Here is a 19,676-nt window from a genome sequence, read left to right on the forward strand (position 1 = left end):
AATAAAGCTAACCATCTCTCCAATAAAGGAAAGATGGTTTTTTTTTGATTACATTTGAACAAAAATTAACATTCAATAGTACGTTCCCGGAAATCGTTTCGAACGTACAAAAATTAAAATATCTGATGAAAGCTCCACAAGCAAAAAAAATAGAAAAAATACTAGAAACCCACGGTGACAGAAGAATTGACAATTACTTCTGGCTTAATGAAAGGGAAAACCCGGAAGTTCTTCAATATCTAGAACAGGAAAATGCTTACGAAGAATTCATCATGAAAGACACCGAAGATCTTCAGGAAGAGCTCTTCGAAGAAATGAAAGCACGATATAAAAAGGATGATGAATCTCTTCCTTATTTCTTTAATGAATATTGGTATATTGTACGCTACGAAGAAGGAAAAGAATATCCTATTTTCTGTAGAAAGTACAAAAGCCTGGACAACGAAGAGGAAATTTTACTTAACGTAAATATTCTGGCAGAAGGGGAAGATTTCTTTGAAGTAGGAAGTGTTGCAGTAAGTCCCAATAATGAATTGACTTCTTTTTCTTCGGATAATGTAGGAAGAAGAATCTACACCCTTAACTTCAAAAATTTAAAAACCGGAGAAATTCTTCCTGACAAAATCCTGAATACTACAGGAAAGGCCGTTTGGGCGAATGATAATCAGCATCTATTTTATATCAGAAAGGACAAAAGCCTTCGTGCATTCCAAGTATACAGACATAAACTGGGAACCGATTCTTCTGAAGATGTACTGATCTTTCATGAAGAAGATGATACATTTGATGTGAATGTCTTTAAAACAAAATCTTTGCAGTATATTTTCATCGCAAGCTCAAGCACGATTTCTGATGAACATCATTTTATCCCTGCTGACAATGTTTTTGCAGATTGGAAAGTTATTCAGCCAAGAATAGATGATCTTGAGTATTCTGTAGAGCATTATAAAGATGAATTTTACATTATTACGAATGCTGACGATGCCACGAATTTCAAAATTGTAAAAACAAAGATTGATCACTGCAGCATGGAAAACTGGGTAGATGTAATTCCTCATCGTCCCGAAGTTTTATTGGAAGGTTTTGAAATCTTTCAGGATTATCTGGTGCTGGAAGAAAGAGAAAAAGGCCTGCTCCAAATCAAGATTATTGATGAAAGGACCCAAGAGTCTTATTATCTTCCTTTCTCTGATCCAACTTATACAGCCTATATAGGAATTAACCTGGAGTTTGACACGGAAGTTCTACGCTATGGCTACACCTCCCTTACCCAGCCTGGTTCTACGTATGAATATAATATGAAGGATAAAACCACAAAACTTCTAAAACAACAGGAAGTTTTAGGCGGAAAATTCTTCCCTGAAAATTATATTTCTGAAAGAATCTGGGCAGATTCCAGAGATGGTGAGACAAAAATCCCTATTTCTCTTGTTTATCATAAAGACACGAAAAAATCAGCAGACACACCACTGTTACTTTATGGCTATGGAAGTTATGGACATACTGTAGATGCCAGTTTCTCCAATGTAAGGTTATCCATTCTTGATCGTGGTTTTATTTACGCTATTGCTCACATCCGTGGTGGTGAATATCTGGGAAGAGAGTGGTATGAAGATGGAAAAATGCTGTTTAAGAAAAATACTTTCTTCGATTTCATTGACGCAGGGAAATATTTAATAAAGGAAAACTATACTTCATCCAAACATATGTATGCAATGGGCGGAAGCGCTGGTGGACTTTTGGTAGGAGCCGTTGTCAATTATGAACCACAATTATTCAATGGTATTGTAGCACAGGTTCCTTTCGTGGACGTTGTTACAACCATGTTAGATGATACTATTCCATTAACAACCGGAGAATATGATGAATGGGGCAACCCAAATGACAAGGAATACTATCATTATATGAAAGATTATTCCCCTTATGACAATGTAGAAGCTAAAGATTATCCAAATATCCTGATCACAACAGGATTCCATGATTCCCAGGTACAATATTGGGAACCTGCAAAATGGACTGCTAAGCTTAGAGAATTAAAAACAGATGACAATATTCTGGTTTTTAAAACAGATATGAGCTCAGGACATGGTGGGGCAAGCGGAAGATTTGAATCCCTGAAAGAAGATGCATTGGAATATGCATTTTTATTGAAAATTGATCATAAAGGATAAAATTAATTACTGTCAATAAAACTTAAAAACAAACCATAAGAAGAGATTAAACACTGACAACATCAATTATTAATCATCATTTACCAATTATATGAACGAGTCCGAATATTGGAAAAAAATAGAACAGTTCTTCGAGGACAATTTCCAGACCGAGAAGAACCCGCCTATTGAAACACTGCTGTTTTTAATAGGCCTGCAGGAGCTGGGCAGCGGACAGCAAAAATACACAAAAGAAGATAAGGTAAACCTAATTCATATTGCAATCTGCAGACTGCTTGAACCTTTTGGATATTATAAATTCTCGCACTATGAAGATGGATGGCCACACTTTGAAAAACTGGAAGATCTTCCCGAATTAAAGCCTAATGAACAGACCTTGTTGATGAAAAAGGCAATTATTCAATATTTTCAGGAAGAAGAACTTATTTAAGTCGAAAAAGTGGTATTTAAAAATTTACTAATAAAAAAGTAGCATTATTAGCAAATCCTTATAAAATACCACATCCCCTTATACAAATAGAGACAAGTAAAATTTTGTCTCTATTTTTTTTAAACAAAAACAATCTTATAATTTAAAAAATGTCGTATTTTTTAAATTAGAGTTAATATTATAAACCACTTCATCCCCAAGCTATTATACAGTATTTTTATGAATTTAATATTCATATTTTATAATTTTTCATAATTTAATAGATAAAATCCATATTAGATTTGTAATTTAGAGGCTTACAGACCAAATTCTTTTGACCTGCTTCCGTGGTCAATTTCCCTCAGAATAACAATGGTCAATTTCTTCAGTATTACAATATGTACAGTACTGAAAAAAAAGACAAAAACAAGTGAAATCCCGATTCGAACTGAGCCGGGACGGATAAAAATTTGAAAAAAATACACAAAAAAACTAAGGACTGAAAAACTATGCATTTCAAAAAAAATTCTTCTGAATAAAAGACAGATTAAAATTTAAATAGAAATCAAACCATGAGAAAAATTAGCACTTCTTTAATGTTGCTCATTGTCAGCATGGCCTTTTCGCAAGTAGGTATTTCGAAAAATCCAACAGTCGAGATCCATAACAAGGCCATTTTACAGGTAGACGGAAAATATGAAGGAAAGAATTACGGAATGATGCTTCCTGAAGTATCTGCACCGGAAAACCTTCCGTTGTATAACTCCCCCACCTCAGATAATGAGATGGCAGGAATGATGATGTTCGAAAAAACGCATGCTACATTTTATTCCTATGATGGAGGAAAATGGAACAATGAACCCACTGCTGCAGCATTCAAAATGAAACAATCCAGATTTTTGTCCAATCCGGATGAAGAAATAGGGGTTGCATGTGTACTTCTTGGATGCGGCCGACATGTGGGGCTTGGCTTCAGCGCACCTATTGATGGAAAGCAATCCTATAATAGTCTTAATATAACCAGGGAAACAGCAGTTGTAGCCGGGGGAGGACTTTATGGAGACAAAAGCTTTGACAATGCCAAATTCGTCATTAATGAAGCTGGGGTTTATGACATCTACCTGAATGTTCCTTCCAAAACCGGAGGAGCTGTATCACTGACAAGTGGGCCTCAATATCAGCTAAGAGCCTATCTGAAGCAAAGCAATGGCAGCTATAATGAAGTTAAGCTCACTACATTCTTCCCGGATTATTATGGTATCCTGGGAATTGGCGGAGATACTAATACCGCAGCTTTTACTACCACGAGAATCCGATTGAATCCGGGTGATTATATTGTTTCGAGAATACATTCTCCATTGGCAACAGTATCTGTAGTAGTTACTCTTACCGCAGCTACCAATACTAATATTGCCAAATACTATCCAAGAGAAATAATGTTCACCAAAGTAAGTGATTAAAATGAACAGAAAAACAATTACACTCCAAGTCTTTATTTTAACAGCGATCAGCACCATGGGGTTTGCTCAGGTCAAAATAGGTAACAGACCTGAGACCATCCATCAAAGGGCAGCTTTACAAGTAGAACATAATGCCAAAGGAATTATGCTTCCCATTGTTGAAAACCATACTGAACTCCCTAATTATAACGCAGCATATCCCGATCTGTATGAAAACAAGCCTGAAGATAACGGTTTGATATTTTATAACAAAGAGATTAAAGATGTTGTAAAATATGATGGCTACAGATGGATAGCTGCCACAGAAAAAAGTATCAAAAATTATAAAAATGTAAGCATACTGGGATCTAATGCTGCCGATGTATCTGTTGCCAATGTACTGGGAATTACAGGTCGCCCTACCCTTCCTTTCAATATTTTAAATGATTTCGATAGAAATAATATCAACAATTTAGGGGTTATGGTGAATGCTAATGGAGAAATTACGATTCCGGCAGATGGCTTTTACAGAATCAATCCTTCTGTAAAAACAAGCAGTGCCGGAGGACTTTCCGTAGGAAATGCAGCCACCATTATTTCTTTACAAGCCCTCTACGCCAATGCAACAGCTGACGGATGGCAAAAAATTCATGAAAACAGTTTTTTACTTTACGGATTACTGGTAACAGCTGGCAGCGCAAACTCGGTGAACAATTTTTCTACTACAAAATATCTGCACGCAGGAGATCAAATCCGTTTAAGAGCAGGTATTCAGGCTGACACCGGATTAAATGTAGGAGCTGGTGTGAATTTTAAAATGAACGATAAGGATACTTTTATCTATATAGAAAAACTGAATTAAGATGAGAAAGAAAATATACATCACCGCATTTCTGATGACAGCCCAAATAGCATTTTCTCAGGTCATTATTGGAAGCGCAGCCAATCCAAGCCCAAATTCAATGTTCAGTGTTGTCAATAATGAAGATAATACTGCCCGGTCTAAAGGAATGATGATTCCTACAGTCAATAATGAAACAGAATTACCGTTGTATAATGCCAGCCAGCCTAATCATTTTGATAAAGATCCTTCTATGCAGGGAATGATTATGTACAGAAAAGATATCCAAAGAGTGGTCGTATATGATGGCGAGATATGGAAACCTACTTTTTACGAAACCGGAGGAAGAGTCACACGTGCCAGCATGAACCCAGCAACTTCTGAAAATGATTTTCCTTCTGTAGGATGTGTACTGATCGGATGTGGAGAAAAAGATGTCCCGTTTGGTTTTTACAACACAACATTGGATGGAGATAAACTTGGCATTATTGATTCTCAGGGAACTGTGAACAGCAATTTCAGCAACTTTACTTTTAAGGAATCAGGATTTTATAAGGTTCTTATCAGCTTAAAGGTAAAAACATCCGGGATCCATGTCAGTCCACCTGTAATTTCTTTCAGGGCTTTAAAGAATGGTGCTACCCTTGCAAGAAATGATGTTCCTTTAAATGAAGCCATTCTTATTACAGCCGGAGCCAATAGAGTGGGAACCATGGAGTTTTTAGCTATGTTTGACAAAGGAGATAAGCTTAAAGTTCAGGTATCAGGAGGCGTTTCTATCCTAACAGTAGCCGATATCTATAAAATTGTTCCAACAGACGGAACTTTCATCAGCATAGAAAAGCTGTAAATTCGAAATACAAAACATTTTATATTCCATATTTCATTAAACCGGAGTTTCCCATGGGAAACTCCGGTTTTCATTTTATAAAATTAAAGATCTGTCTATCAATTTTTTATTTTCATATTAACCAATAATCTCTTTAAGCTGAGTCAGTCCCATTGTAAAGCCTTGTTCAAATCCCATATCCAACATTTTCTTCATCACTTCTTCAGATTGGTAATGAATATTTACCGTTACTTTTGTTCCTTCCTCCACTCCTGTAAAGCCGATCAGCCATTTTGACCTTGGAGAATCTTCATTTACTTCTCCTTTTTCATTACAAAATGCACTAGTCCAATCAAAACTCCTATGTTCAATGATTTCACCGTACTGAGATTGGGAATATCCTTTTTCTCCATTCGGACCTACCATAGCATACAGCCAGATACCGCCTTCTTTAAAATCCTGTTTTACAGTTTCACATTTCCAGGGTCTTGGCCCCCACCACTGATCCAATAATTCGGATTGGGTAAAATAGTTCCACACTTTTGAAACATCAGTCTTGTAAATATTCATTACATAGATACTTTTTGAGTCAAAATCTTTGTTGAAAATGATGTTAGATTCCATAAAGTAATAATTTTGATTAAAGGTAACTCTTTATTGACAGAAAGGACTTTTCCTATGACAAGTAATCAATAATTCATAAATAATTGTTAAAAAACAGTCTTTTAAGAAAAAAAACATAATTTTTTGGCTCGTTTTTTGTTTACGTACTCTTAAAACAATTAATTTTAACATTCATTTTTCCAAAACATATATAATTAAATAATGAATAATAAATTCATCCCAATAATTTCGGTGTTTATGACAATCTCACTGATTGTCTTTGTTACGCTCCAATTTTATTGGCTGAAAGGCTATTACGGTGTACTGGAACAGGACTTTTCAAATAAAGTTTATTCTGTTTTGGAAAATACATCCAAAACAATTGAAGAAATTGAAGCCGATAAATATCTGACTAAGGATAACAGAAGTACCATTCTTGCTAACAGCAAAAACCCTTCACTTACTACCATTCAACAGGTAGAAGATTCCGGAACGCAAAGACAGATTATCTACTCCAAGAATATTATTTCCAAAGCACAGCTTCCAATCTCTAAAACAGGAGATTCCGTAAAACTTACTACGTTATATACTGATGAGGCGGCTTACAAAATAAAAAGGGACACTACCAATCGTGAAATTCTAACCTCGGACATCAATCAGGACATTGAAACCGGGGATTACGCTGTAAAAGAGTTTGTAAAGGTATATGGGAACAATCTACCTATTGCACAAAGGGTCAACCCAGCGACTCTCGACTCTGTCATTACCAAAGAATTAAAAATCAGAGGGATTACGGCAAAATTCGGATATGGAATTGTTGATAAAGACAACAAACTTACCAGTATTGCTAATAAAGCCTACAAAGAAAAAAAGGACAGTAACACCTATAGCTACCCTCTTTTTACTGATAAAAAGTACAATACTTTATACAATCTGGCTCTAGTTTTCCCTAAGAAGGAGTATTCACTGGCGATGAACAACTGGCCAATGCTATTGGGGACTTTCCTTTCATTGCTTACTATTCTTGGGATTTATATTATCTCTATCAATTATATGATGAGACAGAAAAAGCTTGCAGAAGTAAAAACAGACTTCATCAACAATATGTCGCATGAATTCAAAACACCACTGGCGACTATTTCTGTAGCAACAGATTCATTAGCTAATGATAAAATTGCTACTAATCCGGATAAGGTAAAATATTATTCCGAATTGATTAAACAGGAAAACCTGAGGATGAAAAAGCAAGTAGAAAATGTTCTGAACATGTCTAAGCTTGAAAGAAATGAAGTAGAATTATTCCTGAGAGAAACCAACGTAAGGGAACTTATCCAAAGAACAACAGAATCTTTCAACCTGATTGTACAGCAGAGAAACGGTACTCTGACTCAGAAATTCAATGCCACTCATTATAATTTTAAAATTGATGAGTTCCACATCTCGAATATGCTGGTAAACTTACTGGATAATGCGAACAAGTATTCTCCCGAAGCTCCTGAAATTCATGTAGAAACAAGAAATGAAGGGCATTGGTATATTATCGAAATCTCAGATAAAGGAATGGGGATGGATACCCAGAATAAAACAAAGATTTTCGAGAAATTCTTCAGGGAAGAAACTGGGAATATTCACAATGTAAAAGGACAGGGACTGGGACTTTCCTATGTTAAAAAAATAGTAGAACTCCACAAAGGACAGATTATTGTAGAATCCAACAAGGGCACTGGAAGTACATTTACAATAAAACTACCAATGGGGTAAAACATAAAACAAGAAACCAAAAACAAAATATAAGAAGAGAGAGTGAGACAGTTCATTCTTAATTGTTAATTATTAATTAGTAAAAGTTATGAGCAACAGAATATTATTAGTAGAGGACGATCAGAGTTTCGGGGCGGTGCTTAAAGATTATTTAACGATCAATAATTTTGAAGTTACCCTTGCTACTGATGGAGAACAGGGATTGAAAGAATTTACAGAAAATGAATTTGACATCTGTATATTTGATGTAATGATGCCTAAAAAAGATGGGTTTTCATTGGCTGAAGATGTAAAAAAGATTGATAAAAATACACCCATCATATTCCTTACCGCAAGAAATATGAGAGAGGATATTCTGAAAGGATACCAATTGGGAGCTGATGACTACATCACAAAACCATTTGATACAGAACTTCTTTTATACAAAATCAAGGCTATTCTTCAAAGAAGCTCCACGTTGGAAAATGAAGAGCAGGAGCAGTTTAAGATCAGCAATATTTTCTTCGATTCTATGCTGAGACAGCTGAAGGTAGGTGATAAAGAGTACAAACTTTCTCCAAAAGAAAATGAGCTATTGAAGCTTCTTTGTATCCACAGAAACGATTTCATGCCGAGAGACCTTGCCCTTAGAAAGATCTGGAAAAAAGAAAATTACTTTACCGCAAGAAGTATGGACGTATATATTGCCAAGCTTCGTAAGTTATTGAAAGATGACGAAGGATTGGAAATTATTAACGTACACGGTGAAGGATTTAGACTTCTTGTAAAAAATTAATCTAAAAATCGTATTATAAATATAAAATTAGCAAAACAATTGAAAATGTTTTGCTAATTTTGTTTCATACCCAATCAAGGATATGAAGAATACGTTTTTAGGTTTGATCTCAGTATCAATAGTAGCTGTCTCTTGTAAGAAAGATGAAAAAGCAACTTATTTAAAGGAAGAAGCTGGTTCTCAACAGTCTTCTGTAGCTATCAATAATGCACCAAAAGCTTCACTGATGGATCAGGCGGGCATTCAATCCAGTCCTGCAACGGCTGCTATAGCTGCGGCTCCGGGAATGAATCCTGCTCACGGACAGCCGGGACATAGATGTGATATTCCTGTAGGACAGCCCTTAAACAGTCAGCCAGCGGCTACTCCAGCTTCTCAAAACATCAGTGTAGGAGCTAATAATGCCATTCAGATTGATCCAAGTACTGCCGCTCAAACAAAAGTAGCGATGAATAATAATGCTCAACCCGTAAAAACGGCTCCGGGAATGAACCCACCACACGGAAAGCCGGGACACCGATGTGATATTCCTGTAGGACAGCCTTTGAGTAGTAAACCAGCTGCAGCTTCTCAATCTATACAAAACAATATACAAGTTACTCCTACCCCAACTCCGGCACAGACTCAGGCTGCATCACAAACTCTGGCCATGGGAGAAAAACCTAAAGTAAACCCGGCACATGGTGAACCTTGGCATAGTTGTTCTCTAAAAGTTGGTGATCCATTACCATAAATTTTGTATTTTTGCAGACATGAAGCTGTTTCACATACTGGCAATAGTATTTTGTTTGGGAATCTTCCTGGTTCCTAAGGATAGCTTCTACACTCAATCTATGAAGGAAACCTGTTGCAAAACAGAATCCGGAAAGAAGGGTGACTGTTGTAAAAATCACTCCTCAAAAAAAGATAGCAAGGACGATTCTAAAAAATCATGTAATGATGACTGCTGTTCGTCATGTATTGCCTGCTTTACTTTTATTGAAACCCCTTTTTCAAAAAACCTGCGTCTGGAACTTTCTTATTACAAAACGAATAAGAATCCTCAGTTTCAGTATTCAGACCCTTACCTTTCCGACCGTTTAAAGGAAATCTGGCAACCGCCTAAAATAGGTTAATTAAAACATAGTGAGTTCGTTATATTCTATAGCGAACCGTATTTTATTTAATCTAAACTTTAAACAAATGAAATTATATATTTCCAGGTTCATACTTGGTACATTATTCTTATTTACCCAATTTATATCAGCTCAAAATATTCAGAAAAACCAGTTCAAAGTAAAAGGGAACTGCGAAATGTGCAAAACACGAATTGAAGGAGCTGCCAAAAAAGCAGGTGCAAAAACTGCTGTTTATTCTATTGACCTTCAGACGCTGACCGTAGAAACAGATAAAGTTTCCACAGATGATATTCTGAAAAAAGTAGCGGAAGCAGGCCATGACAATGAAAAATTCAAGGCTTCTGATGATGTTTACAAAAGCCTTCCGGGATGTTGTTTGTATGACAGAGACCTACAGCCTGCACAATCGGAATCTCATCATGATCATCATACCAGTGCTACAACTCCTTCTAAAAAGGACAATGAGTTCTATGTAAGAGGAAACTGTGCTTCATGCAAAGCCAGAATTGAAAAGGCTGCTAAAGGCGCAGGAGCAGATTCAGCGGAGTGGAATGCAGAAAAACAGACAGTTGCATTACATTTTGATGCTTCAAAAACCTCATCAGACAAAATTTTAAAGGCTATTGCCGATGCAGGCCACGATAATGAGAAATACAAGGCTTTAGACACTACTTACAACGGGCTTCCGGGATGTTGTCTGTATGACAGAGATTTTACTTTTGGAGAGGCTAACCCAAAGGTTCATTATGAAGAAGAAGCAAAACATGAAGATCATAAGGACCATTCCCCTCAACCTGCTAATGATTCTTACAGCAAAAATGAAAAATCTATTGATGGAGTTGTTGTGACGGGTTCTAAAGCGGCCACTTCTTTAAGCAAAAAGAGGCAGGATTAGTTTTTAATATTGATAAAAAGAATTACTAAAAGCAGCATGTTGTAATTTGTCTGAAAGTTTTGAAACGAATGCAACCGTAGATGTATCTTTCAGCAATGCTGTAACAGGTACGAAACAGCTTAAAATGCTGGGGCTAGATCAAAAATATACAAGTTTAACGAAAGAACAGCTACCTGAGATCAGAGGATTGGCTTCTGCCTATGGATTGAATTTTATTCCTGGAAGATGGATTGAAAGTATTCAGCTGACGAAAGGAGGAAGTACCGTAACCAATGGCTATGAAAGCATTACAGGGCAGATTAACACTGAATTATTGAAGAACGCTAAGGAGCCGGAAACTTCTTTAAATCTTTTTTCGGATTTTAACGGAAGAGCTGAAGTAAATATTACCAATGTATCTCCTATTAATGATAAATGGTCACAAACGTTCCTACTCCACGGGAATGGAACTTTTGGAAATACGGATATGAATCACGACGGCTTTCTGGACAGACCAAAAGGGACTCAGATTAATGCGGCTTATCTCCTTAACTATAATGATCTGGAAAAATCAGGATTCGGTTCTCACTTTGGAATTAATTTTATCCGAGATGAAAGAACTGCAGGACAGGTTGGTTTCGATAAAAAACTGGGCCAGGATAAACAGCCTGCATATGGTGTAGGAATTGATATTTCAAGATTCCAGGTTTGGAATAAAACAGGGTATGTTTTCAAAGGAAAACCTTATCAGAGTATCGGTTGGATGAACCAATACGTGTACCACCAGCAGGATAGTTTCTTTGGACTGAGAAATTATTCCGGGAAACAGCATACATATTATTCAAATTTAATTTTTGAAAGCATCATTGGAAATACCAATCACAAATATAAAGCGGGAGCTAGCTTCCTCTATGATGGTTATGAAGAAACTTATTTAATAGATGATATTAAAAGAAACGAAATCGTTCCGGGAATCTTTGCTGAATATACTTTAACAGGATTAAAATATACTTTAGTAGCAGGGACCAGAGTTGATTTTCATAATCTTGCAGGAACTCAGTTTACTCCAAGAGTGAATTTCAAATATGATTTTACCCCACAAACAATTCTAAGACTTTCTGCGGGAAGAGGATTCCGAACAGCGAATGTTTTTGCAGAAAGCCAACAGTATTTTGCTTCCAATAGAGCGATCAATATTTTGCCTAACGGAGGGAATATTTATGGTTTAAAACCCGAAATCGCGTGGAACTATGGGGCAAGTTTACAGCAGGAGTTCAAACTTTTCGGAAGAAAATCTACGATTATTGCAGACTTTTTCAGAACCGATTTCCAGGACCAGGTATTGGTGGATTTAGACAGCTCACCTCAGCAGCTGACATTTTATAATTTAGAGGGAAAGTCATTTGCCAATTCCTTCCAAACGCAATGGGATTTTACACCTTTCAAAAACTTTGATGTAAGGTTAGCCTATAAATATTATGATGTACAGGCTGACTATATCGGAGGAAGAAGAGAAGTCCCTTTTATGGCAAAACACAGAGGTTTTGTAAATCTTGCTTATTCTACCAATAAAAATGATAAAGGTGGTTTCTGGAGTTTTGATACAACTTTAAACTGGGTAGGAAAACAAAGACTTCCTGATATGTCAGGGAATCCCGCAGAGTTTCAGTTACCTGCTTATTCCAACTCTTATGCCGTATTGAATGCACAGATTTCTAAGAATTTCAATAAGAAGCTTAGAGCGTATGTAGGAGGAGAAAATCTGACCTCTTATTATCAGAAAAATGCAATCATCGACTTTAAAAATCCTTTCGGAAATTATTTTGATGGCGGCATGGTATACGCTCCAATTATGAAAGCGAATTTCTACGTAGGATTGGATGTGACGTTTTAAAGAGGGAAGCTGGAAGAGGGATGATAGAAGTACTATTGGACATTGTATTTAGTTGAGATCCATTTAACTTCTTTCTCTGTTTCAGAAAATCCTTAAAAATATAAAACAGTATCAGAGTTGATGCTGTTTTTTTTGATACTGTAAAAAAACCTTATAGGTTTAGCTATTCACATATTTTTACTAAAATCCAGAGACTTATTTCAATCAAGAAATTCAATAATAAGGATAATAACAAGAGGTTATGAAAATCTCCAGGAACTTCCCTCTTCCTTCTTTCAGCTTCCCTACCTAATAAAAAAGCAGTATCAGAATTGATGCTGTTTTTTTGATACTGTAAAAAAACCTTATAGGTTTTAGAAACCTATAAGGTTTAGCTATTCACATATTTTTACTAAAATCCAGAGACTTATTTCAATCAAGAAATTCAATAATAAGGATAATAACAAGAGGTTATGAAAATCTCCAGGAACTTCCCTCTTCCTTCTTTCAGCTTCCCTACCTAATAAAAAAGCAGCATCAGAATTGATGCTGTTTTTTTGATACTGTAAAAAAACCTTATAGGTTTTAGAAACCTATAAGGTTTAGTTATTCACATATTTTTACTAAATCCAGAGACTTATTTCAATCAAAAAATTCAATAATAAGGATAACAACAAGAGGTTATGAAAATCTCCAGGAACTTCCCTCTTCCTTCTTCCAGCTTCCCTACCTAATAAAAAAGCAGCATCAGAATTGATGCCGCTTTTTTATTTTATCTTCCAAAGTCATCCTGTACTCTTACGATATCATCTTCATCCGAGGGATTGGAGGCATCGGTATGCTGCCATATTTCGGCTACAATTCCCCAACCTGACAGACCTATTAATCTGTGTCTTTCGCCCTGCTGAAGTTTTACCTGATCTTTTGGATGATATTCTCCAAGTTCTCCTTCTTCATCGGTAGCACTTCTTTTGATTCCTACTGTTCCTTCCAATACCTGCCAGATTTCAGCTCTTCTGTGGTGATACTGCCAGCTTAGTCTTGCTTCAGGAGCTACAATAAGAATTTTAGGGCTTAGCTTACCTCCTATTCTTAGATTTTCAACATCAATTCCATCAAAGTATTGGTTGGCAAAATCCTGTGCCTGTGTCTCATCGATTACGAAAAATCCTCCCCACGGTCTGGTCTCATCTTTTGCTGCAATGGTAAAACCTTGTGCCTGCAGCATATTTTCAACTCTATCGAATATTTCTCTTTTCTCAGTACTCATATATCTTGTTTCTCTTAATTAAAATTATTTACCTGATTCTTCTTTTGACATTGAATATGGGAAATCTTTTTCCTGTGATCCTCTGTCTGTGTTCGGTTTACTATCCATTTTAAAGTCTAAAACTGCTCCTTTGATTAATTCTTTATGACTCAGCCAATTCTTTGAATATGGCTGCTGATTTACGTTCAATGACTTTACATATAAATTGGCAGTGCTATTTTCCGGAGCTTTTATTTCAATTTTCTTGCCATTTTCCAGATGAATGGTTGCTTCTTTAAATAGTGGTGCTCCCAATACATACTGGTCTGTAGCCGGTGTTACCGGATAAAAGCCTAATGCTGAAAAAATATACCATGCTGAAGTCTGCCCATTGTCTTCATCTCCGCAATAACCGTCAGGCGTAGCATGATATAGTTTGTTCATGACTTCTCTTGCCCAATACTGTGTTTTATAAGGTGCTCCGGCATAATTATACAGATAGATCATATGTTGAATAGGCTGATTTCCGTGAGCATACTGCCCCATATTCATGATCTGCATTTCTCTGATCTCATGGATCACTCCACCATAATAGCTGTCATCAAAAACCGGTGGTAATGAAAATACTTCATCCAGTTTGGCCTCAAATTTCTTTTTCCCACCCATTAATTCAGCTAAGCCATTGATATCCTGGAAAACTGACCAGGTATAATGCCAGCTGTTTCCTTCTGTAAAAGCATCTCCCCATTTAAAAGGATTAAATGGTTTCTGGAAATTACCGTCTTTATTTTTTCCGCGCATTAATCCTGTCTCTTTATCGAACAGGTTTTTGTAATTATACGCTCTTTTTTTGTAAATATCAATTTCTGAAGCAGGTTTTCCCAATGCTTTTCCTAATTGATAGATGGAAAAATCATCATAAGCGTATTCTAATGTTCTGGCTGCATTCTCATTAATTTTCACATCATAAGGAACATACCCCAACTCATTGTAATATTTTACTCCTGCGCGGCCTACTGCTTCCATAGGACCCTCATTATCAGCACCATGTTTTACAGCCTGCCAAAGACTTTCCACATCATAGCCACGAAGGCCTTTGATGTATGCATCTGCTACTACGGACGCAGAATTGTTTCCAATCATAATATCAGAATATCCGGGACTGCTCCATTCTGGTAAGAATCCTCCTTCTTTGTAAGCATTCACTAATCCTTCCTGCATTTCTACGTTGATGCTTGGATATACCAGGTTAAGGAAAGGATACAAAGCACGGAAAGTATCCCAGAAACCTGTTCCGGCAAACATTCTTCCATCCGTAACTTTTCCATTGTATGGGCTCCAGTGCTTTACTTTATTCTGAGCATCAATTTCGTATAACTTTTGAGGAAAAAACAGGGTTCTGTAGAGTGAAGAATAAAAAGTTCTTATCTGCTGATCTGTTCCTCCTTTTACTTCTAATTTGCCTAAGGTTTTATTCCAGATATTTTTAGCCTCTGCTTTTACCTGTTCAAAATTTCTGTTTCCGATCTCTCTTTTAAGGTTCAGTTCAGCCTGTTCAAAGCTGATGAATGAAGAAGCTATTTTTGCATAAACAGTTTCTTTATTTTTAAGTTTAAAACCTACTATTGCTCCGGTATGATTGCTGGTCATCTCTAATTGATCATTAATCAGCTTGTCATCTTTCCATGTTTTGGTCAGCTCAAAGTCTTTATCAAACTGGATGACAAAATAGTTTTTAAAATTATCATATTTTCCTGAAGAATATTTTGTAGTGTATCCCAGGATTTTTCTTTCTTTAGGTAAGATCTTGATGTAAGATCCTTTGTCTAATGCATCAATGACTACATAAGCACTGTCTGTTTTTGGAAAATCAAATTTGAAAAAAGAGGCTCTTTCTGTAGGGGTAAATTCAGTGGTTACATTGATATCTGCTAAATAAACACTATAGAAATACGGTGTGGCAACCTCAGCTTTATGGCTGAACCAACTTGCCCTGTCATCTTCTTTGAATTTTAATTTTCCTACTCCCGGCATGATGGAAAATGCTCCGTAATCATTCATCCATGGAGAAGGCTGATGGGTTTGCTTGAATCCTTTTATTTTATCGGCATCGTAAGTATAAGCCCATCCGTCACCCATTTTCCCTGTTTGTGCTGTCCAGAGGTTCATTCCCCATGGAAGCCCTACTGCCGGATAAGTATTTCCGTTGGATAAGGAAGGTTTGGATTGGGTACCCATCAATGGATTCACATAATCTACAGGAGATATATTCTGACCAAACACCAAGGCCTGTAATAAAAGAAAGCAAGTAGAAAAAATAGACTTCATTGTATCGTTTCGTTTTGTTAATTTATATAAGCTTTTTTTAATGCATAGCTAGCAGCTCCCAGAATGGCAGCATCCTCAAAAATGGCGGAAATTCTGACCTGCAAGTTAATATTATTCTTTATCAGATTCTGAGTAAATCTTTGCTCAAAATAAGGATAGGCTTTTGCTATATTTCCTCCTATAACTAAAACTTCCGGTTTGTAATGGTCTACATATTTCACAATAAAACCAGAGAAAGAATCCGCGTATTCATCAAAAATCATTTGTTGTATTTCTAAAGGTTTATCCAAAAGGTCTTTGGTTCCTGAAATCTGTTCTCCGGTCAGCTCTTCATAACGCTTCACAAACCATCGGGTTGCCAGATAATCTTCACAGATAGAGTCTTTAAATGGTGAATCCCATAAATCTTCATCTGTGGCAAATTCCCCGTTAAAGAATGTGGTTCCTAATCCGGTGCCCAGCGTTACTCCAAAAACTCTTTTAAATCCTTGAACACAACCTCCAAATACTTCTCCTTCCATAAATGCAGCAGCGTCATTTACAAAATGAATCTGTTTGGGAGAAACGGAAAGCCTTTCAGCCAACTCATCTTTTATATTCACCTGGTATATATCAATAAATTTTCCTTGCTGCATCAAGGAGATCCCGTTTTCATAGTCGAAAGGTCCCGGCATTGCAATTCCTATTAAAAGATCATCTTTAACCAGGTTATGAGCTGCTTTTTCAATAGCTGAAGTCCAGGCAGAGAAAATAGTTTCTTTGTCATCAAAGGAATTGACATGCTCCCTTACATATGTTGAAGTAATGATCTCTCTTTTTTCAGGATCTACCTGTGCCAATGTAATATGTGACCCACCAATATCGATTCCTAGTATATTCTGCATCATTTTTTATTTTAATTTCAAGCTGTTTTTATTGACTTAAAAGCAGGCAAACAACATACTGCTTGTCTGCCTGCTTTACAATCTTTTTTATTTTTCAGGTAAAACACTCATTGACAGAGCATTATTTCACAATTATTTTACCTGATGATACTCCATTATTTTTTGAGGATGTAATTTTGTAAATATAAGTACCTGGTGCCAGATCCTGTGCATTCACCGTGTTATTATTTTGATTAATATCCTGCTTTTTCAATAATTTTCCTGAAACGTCATAGAATGATACTTCGCTGGAACTATCAGCAACTGTAAAATGAATATCACTTCCTCTTTTAACCGGGTTCGGATAAGCATTGCTGTATTCTTTTCCAGATTCAACGTCTCTTACAGACAGTGAAGCGTTGCAAGGAACCTCTGTTTTCCAATTCGTATCATTCATATTCACTAAGGTTGCAAAATGAGTATTTGCAGTAGCATCCAAAGCACCTATTCCATTTCCTTCATCCATTTTCCAGTTGGCCTCCAGTCCTTGTGAATTGGCTGCCACATTACAGCTGTTATTCATAATTTCCTGGGCTGTCAATGCTCTTTTCCATACCCTGAATTCATCCAAAGAACCATTAAGTGCACGAGAATTGTCATAATTTCTTGCCAAATAAAGAATACCGTTAGCAGTAAAATTACCCGTAACTGTCGTACTTGCATCAAGATTACCATTAATATACAGTTTCATCGCCGTTCCATCATAGGTTGCTGCTACATGGTACCATGTATTGGTATTAAATGTTGTGCTTGTATTGATTTTTGTCTGTGCGGAACCGAAGCTCAGGATAAACTGAAGTTTGTTATTCGCCAGACCGCCATCTCCGAATCTAAGCATTGCAGAATTGTTATCCCCCACTTCAATACCAAGTACCGATGAAATATTAGGGAAAGCAGTTTTAAAAGCATTTACTTTTACCCATCCTTCAATGGTTAATGCATTTCCGCTCAGATCAAATTTCCCGGCATTCAGGTAATTCGTGCTTCCGTTAAAGGAAAGTGATCTTGGGCCGGGGCTTACTACGGGGGCAAATCCACTATTGAATGCGCCTTCTGCTGAATAGGTACTTGCTGTTCCACCTGTACAGGCGGCTTGTACTTTCCACACATAGTTTGTATTGGGGATAAGATTTTGCAGCGAATAGCTATTTGTATTAATATTCTGAACTTCAGACCATGATGTGGCAGCTGCTGTTTTGTATTGAAGTGTGTAAGAAGATGCTGTTCCGGTGTCCCATGACAACTGAGTGGAATTTCCAAGATAGCTTCCTGATGCCAACCCTGAAGGTGTTGCACATCCGTTTCCTGAATTGAACCTTGGAGCAAAAAGATAAGTACTGGTTAAGGTTGAAGAGCAGTTAGACTGTATTCTCCAGTCATAATCTGTGTTCATGGTCAGATTATTAATTATCACATTACTTCCGGAATAATTGCTTGCTACATTGGTCCAAGTTGTTGAATTGGCAGGTTTATAATCAATATTATAGGTTTGAGAAGCATTGGAAATCCAATTCAATTTGGCTGATGTCCCTGTAACATTAGTAACCTCCAGCCCTAACGGCGGATCGCAAGCCTGGCCTTGACTCCATGAATACAATTGCCCGCTTAGCTGGGTATTTTCATTATAAAGAATATTGGATCCGGTACTCAGATAGCTGGCAACATCAGTCCCTCCCAGGTCGTACCACATAAATACTCCATAACCATCATTTTTAGTGCTGGTTGCCGATGAAGAAAGTACAGATGCAGGGGTAGACTGAGGATTTGAATTTTGGATCCAGATTGCAGCAGCGGAAAGCTTTGAATTATTGAGAGGTGGTACATTCGGAGCACTGTAGGTCCCATAAAAAGGATTCCAGCTATAATCAATATAATTACCCGCCAGATCTCCATTATAACTCTGTCTACTCGTTGCAGGTCCTAAATAATAAAATGTAATTAACTTATCAGGCATCGCAGCTTTAAGCTCTTGCAATAACATTACAAAAGAGCTGTTATTTGGCTGACCCGTTCCGTTATTTCCGTATCCTGCATATTCATCATCAAGATCTACTCCATCCAGCCCATACGTGTATACTGTGTGTGCTACCTGCAAGGCAAAATCTTTTGCAGCTTCACGATTAGGGAAGTTGGAGATTCCAGCTCCCTGATGATTTCCCAAAATATCCAGTAATACTTTAATTCCCTTCTGTTGTAAAGGTTTTACATAAGTATTGACATCATTCAGTACTTTGGTAACGTTGTTATTATTTGATATATAGGCTCTGCTTTTAGAGACATCATAATTGATATTGGCAGCAAAGATAATCGCTACGTCAAAAAGCTGCCTGTTAGTAGTCTGCAAAGTATAAGACCCTGCATTCAGCATATTGTTGTTATTCACTTCTACATAGCAAACTCCCAAAGGATTAAGCTGCTGGGCCTTGAGCTGAGAACCGGCCTGAAGCATTAAAGCCATTAGAGGAATAAGAAAGGATTTTTTT

General features: G+C 36.8%; 14 protein-coding genes and 1 pseudogene. 10 read left to right on the top strand and 5 right to left on the bottom strand.

Annotated features, from left to right (window positions below; genetic code table 11):
• Positions 1-125: 125 nt before the first annotated feature.
• From H5J24_RS21985 to H5J24_RS22005, 5 genes are all read left to right on the top strand, one after another.
• Entirely contained in the window at positions 126-2,171 is a 2,046-nt protein-coding gene (locus H5J24_RS21985; protein ID WP_068940922.1) for a S9 family peptidase, read from the top strand.
• 91 nt (positions 2,172-2,262) lie between these two features.
• Positions 2,263-2,601 (top strand): hypothetical protein, encoded by a 339-nt coding sequence (locus tag H5J24_RS21990; protein ID WP_068940622.1) that lies wholly within the window; start codon positions 2,263-2,265, stop codon positions 2,599-2,601.
• Between the two features lie 551 nt (positions 2,602-3,152).
• A complete protein-coding gene (locus tag H5J24_RS21995) occupies positions 3,153-4,040 on the top strand; it encodes a hypothetical protein (protein WP_141395624.1) in 888 nt (295 codons plus the stop codon).
• Position 4,041: 1 nt separating this feature from the next.
• Positions 4,042-4,881 carry a hypothetical protein gene (locus H5J24_RS22000; protein WP_141395625.1) on the top strand — a complete coding sequence of 280 codons (840 nt, stop codon included), beginning with the start codon at positions 4,042-4,044 and terminating at the stop codon, positions 4,879-4,881.
• Between the two features lies 1 nt (position 4,882).
• Positions 4,883-5,710 carry a hypothetical protein gene (locus H5J24_RS22005; protein ID WP_068940629.1) on the top strand — a complete coding sequence of 276 codons (828 nt, stop codon included), beginning with the start codon at positions 4,883-4,885 and terminating at the stop codon, positions 5,708-5,710.
• 117 nt (positions 5,711-5,827) lie between these two features.
• On the opposite strand, the gene H5J24_RS22010 is transcribed toward H5J24_RS22005, so the two are convergent.
• Complete coding sequence (locus tag H5J24_RS22010; protein ID WP_068940631.1) at positions 5,828-6,313, bottom strand: SRPBCC family protein; 486 nt, start codon at positions 6,311-6,313, stop codon at positions 5,828-5,830.
• A gap of 201 nt (positions 6,314-6,514) precedes the next feature.
• On the opposite strand from H5J24_RS22010, the gene H5J24_RS22015 reads away from it, so the two are divergent.
• From H5J24_RS22015 to H5J24_RS22035, 5 genes and pseudogenes are all read left to right on the top strand, one after another.
• On the top strand, positions 6,515-8,053 hold the full coding sequence (locus H5J24_RS22015; protein ID WP_068940633.1) for a sensor histidine kinase: 1,539 nt from the start codon (positions 6,515-6,517) through the stop codon (positions 8,051-8,053).
• Between the two features lie 88 nt (positions 8,054-8,141).
• Positions 8,142-8,828, top strand: coding sequence for a response regulator transcription factor (locus tag H5J24_RS22020; protein WP_002982671.1), 687 nt, complete (start codon positions 8,142-8,144; stop codon positions 8,826-8,828).
• An 82-nt stretch (positions 8,829-8,910) separates the two neighbouring features.
• Positions 8,911-9,561, top strand: coding sequence for a hypothetical protein (locus H5J24_RS22025; protein WP_068940635.1), 651 nt, complete (start codon positions 8,911-8,913; stop codon positions 9,559-9,561).
• Positions 9,562-9,580: 19 nt separating this feature from the next.
• Positions 9,581-9,943, top strand: a complete 363-nt coding sequence (locus H5J24_RS22030; protein WP_068940637.1) for a hypothetical protein — start codon at positions 9,581-9,583, stop codon at positions 9,941-9,943.
• A 67-nt stretch (positions 9,944-10,010) separates the two neighbouring features.
• A pseudogene (locus tag H5J24_RS22035) lies at positions 10,011-12,714 on the top strand (TonB-dependent receptor domain-containing protein).
• Positions 12,715-13,465: 751 nt separating this feature from the next.
• On the opposite strand, the gene H5J24_RS22040 reads toward H5J24_RS22035, so the two are convergent.
• The 4 genes from H5J24_RS22040 to H5J24_RS22055 all read right to left on the bottom strand — a co-directional run bounded on the left by H5J24_RS22040 (position 13,466) and on the right by H5J24_RS22055 (position 19,651).
• Complete coding sequence (locus H5J24_RS22040) at positions 13,466-13,963, bottom strand: cupin domain-containing protein (protein WP_068940641.1); 498 nt, start codon at positions 13,961-13,963, stop codon at positions 13,466-13,468.
• A 24-nt stretch (positions 13,964-13,987) separates the two neighbouring features.
• A complete protein-coding gene (locus H5J24_RS22045; RefSeq protein WP_068940643.1) occupies positions 13,988-16,270 on the bottom strand; it encodes a GH92 family glycosyl hydrolase in 2,283 nt (760 codons plus the stop codon).
• 17 nt (positions 16,271-16,287) lie between these two features.
• The gene (locus H5J24_RS22050; RefSeq protein WP_068940924.1) at positions 16,288-17,154 is read right to left on the bottom strand and encodes an ROK family protein; all 867 of its coding nucleotides are present in this window, start codon (positions 17,152-17,154) and stop codon (positions 16,288-16,290) included.
• A gap of 121 nt (positions 17,155-17,275) precedes the next feature.
• On the bottom strand, positions 17,276-19,651 hold the full coding sequence (locus tag H5J24_RS22055; protein ID WP_232815865.1) for an endo-beta-N-acetylglucosaminidase H: 2,376 nt from the start codon (positions 19,649-19,651) through the stop codon (positions 17,276-17,278).
• Positions 19,652-19,676 lie beyond the last annotated feature (25 nt).

The organism is Chryseobacterium capnotolerans (assembly GCF_021278965.1).
Classification (GTDB): domain Bacteria; phylum Bacteroidota; class Bacteroidia; order Flavobacteriales; family Weeksellaceae; genus Chryseobacterium; species Chryseobacterium capnotolerans.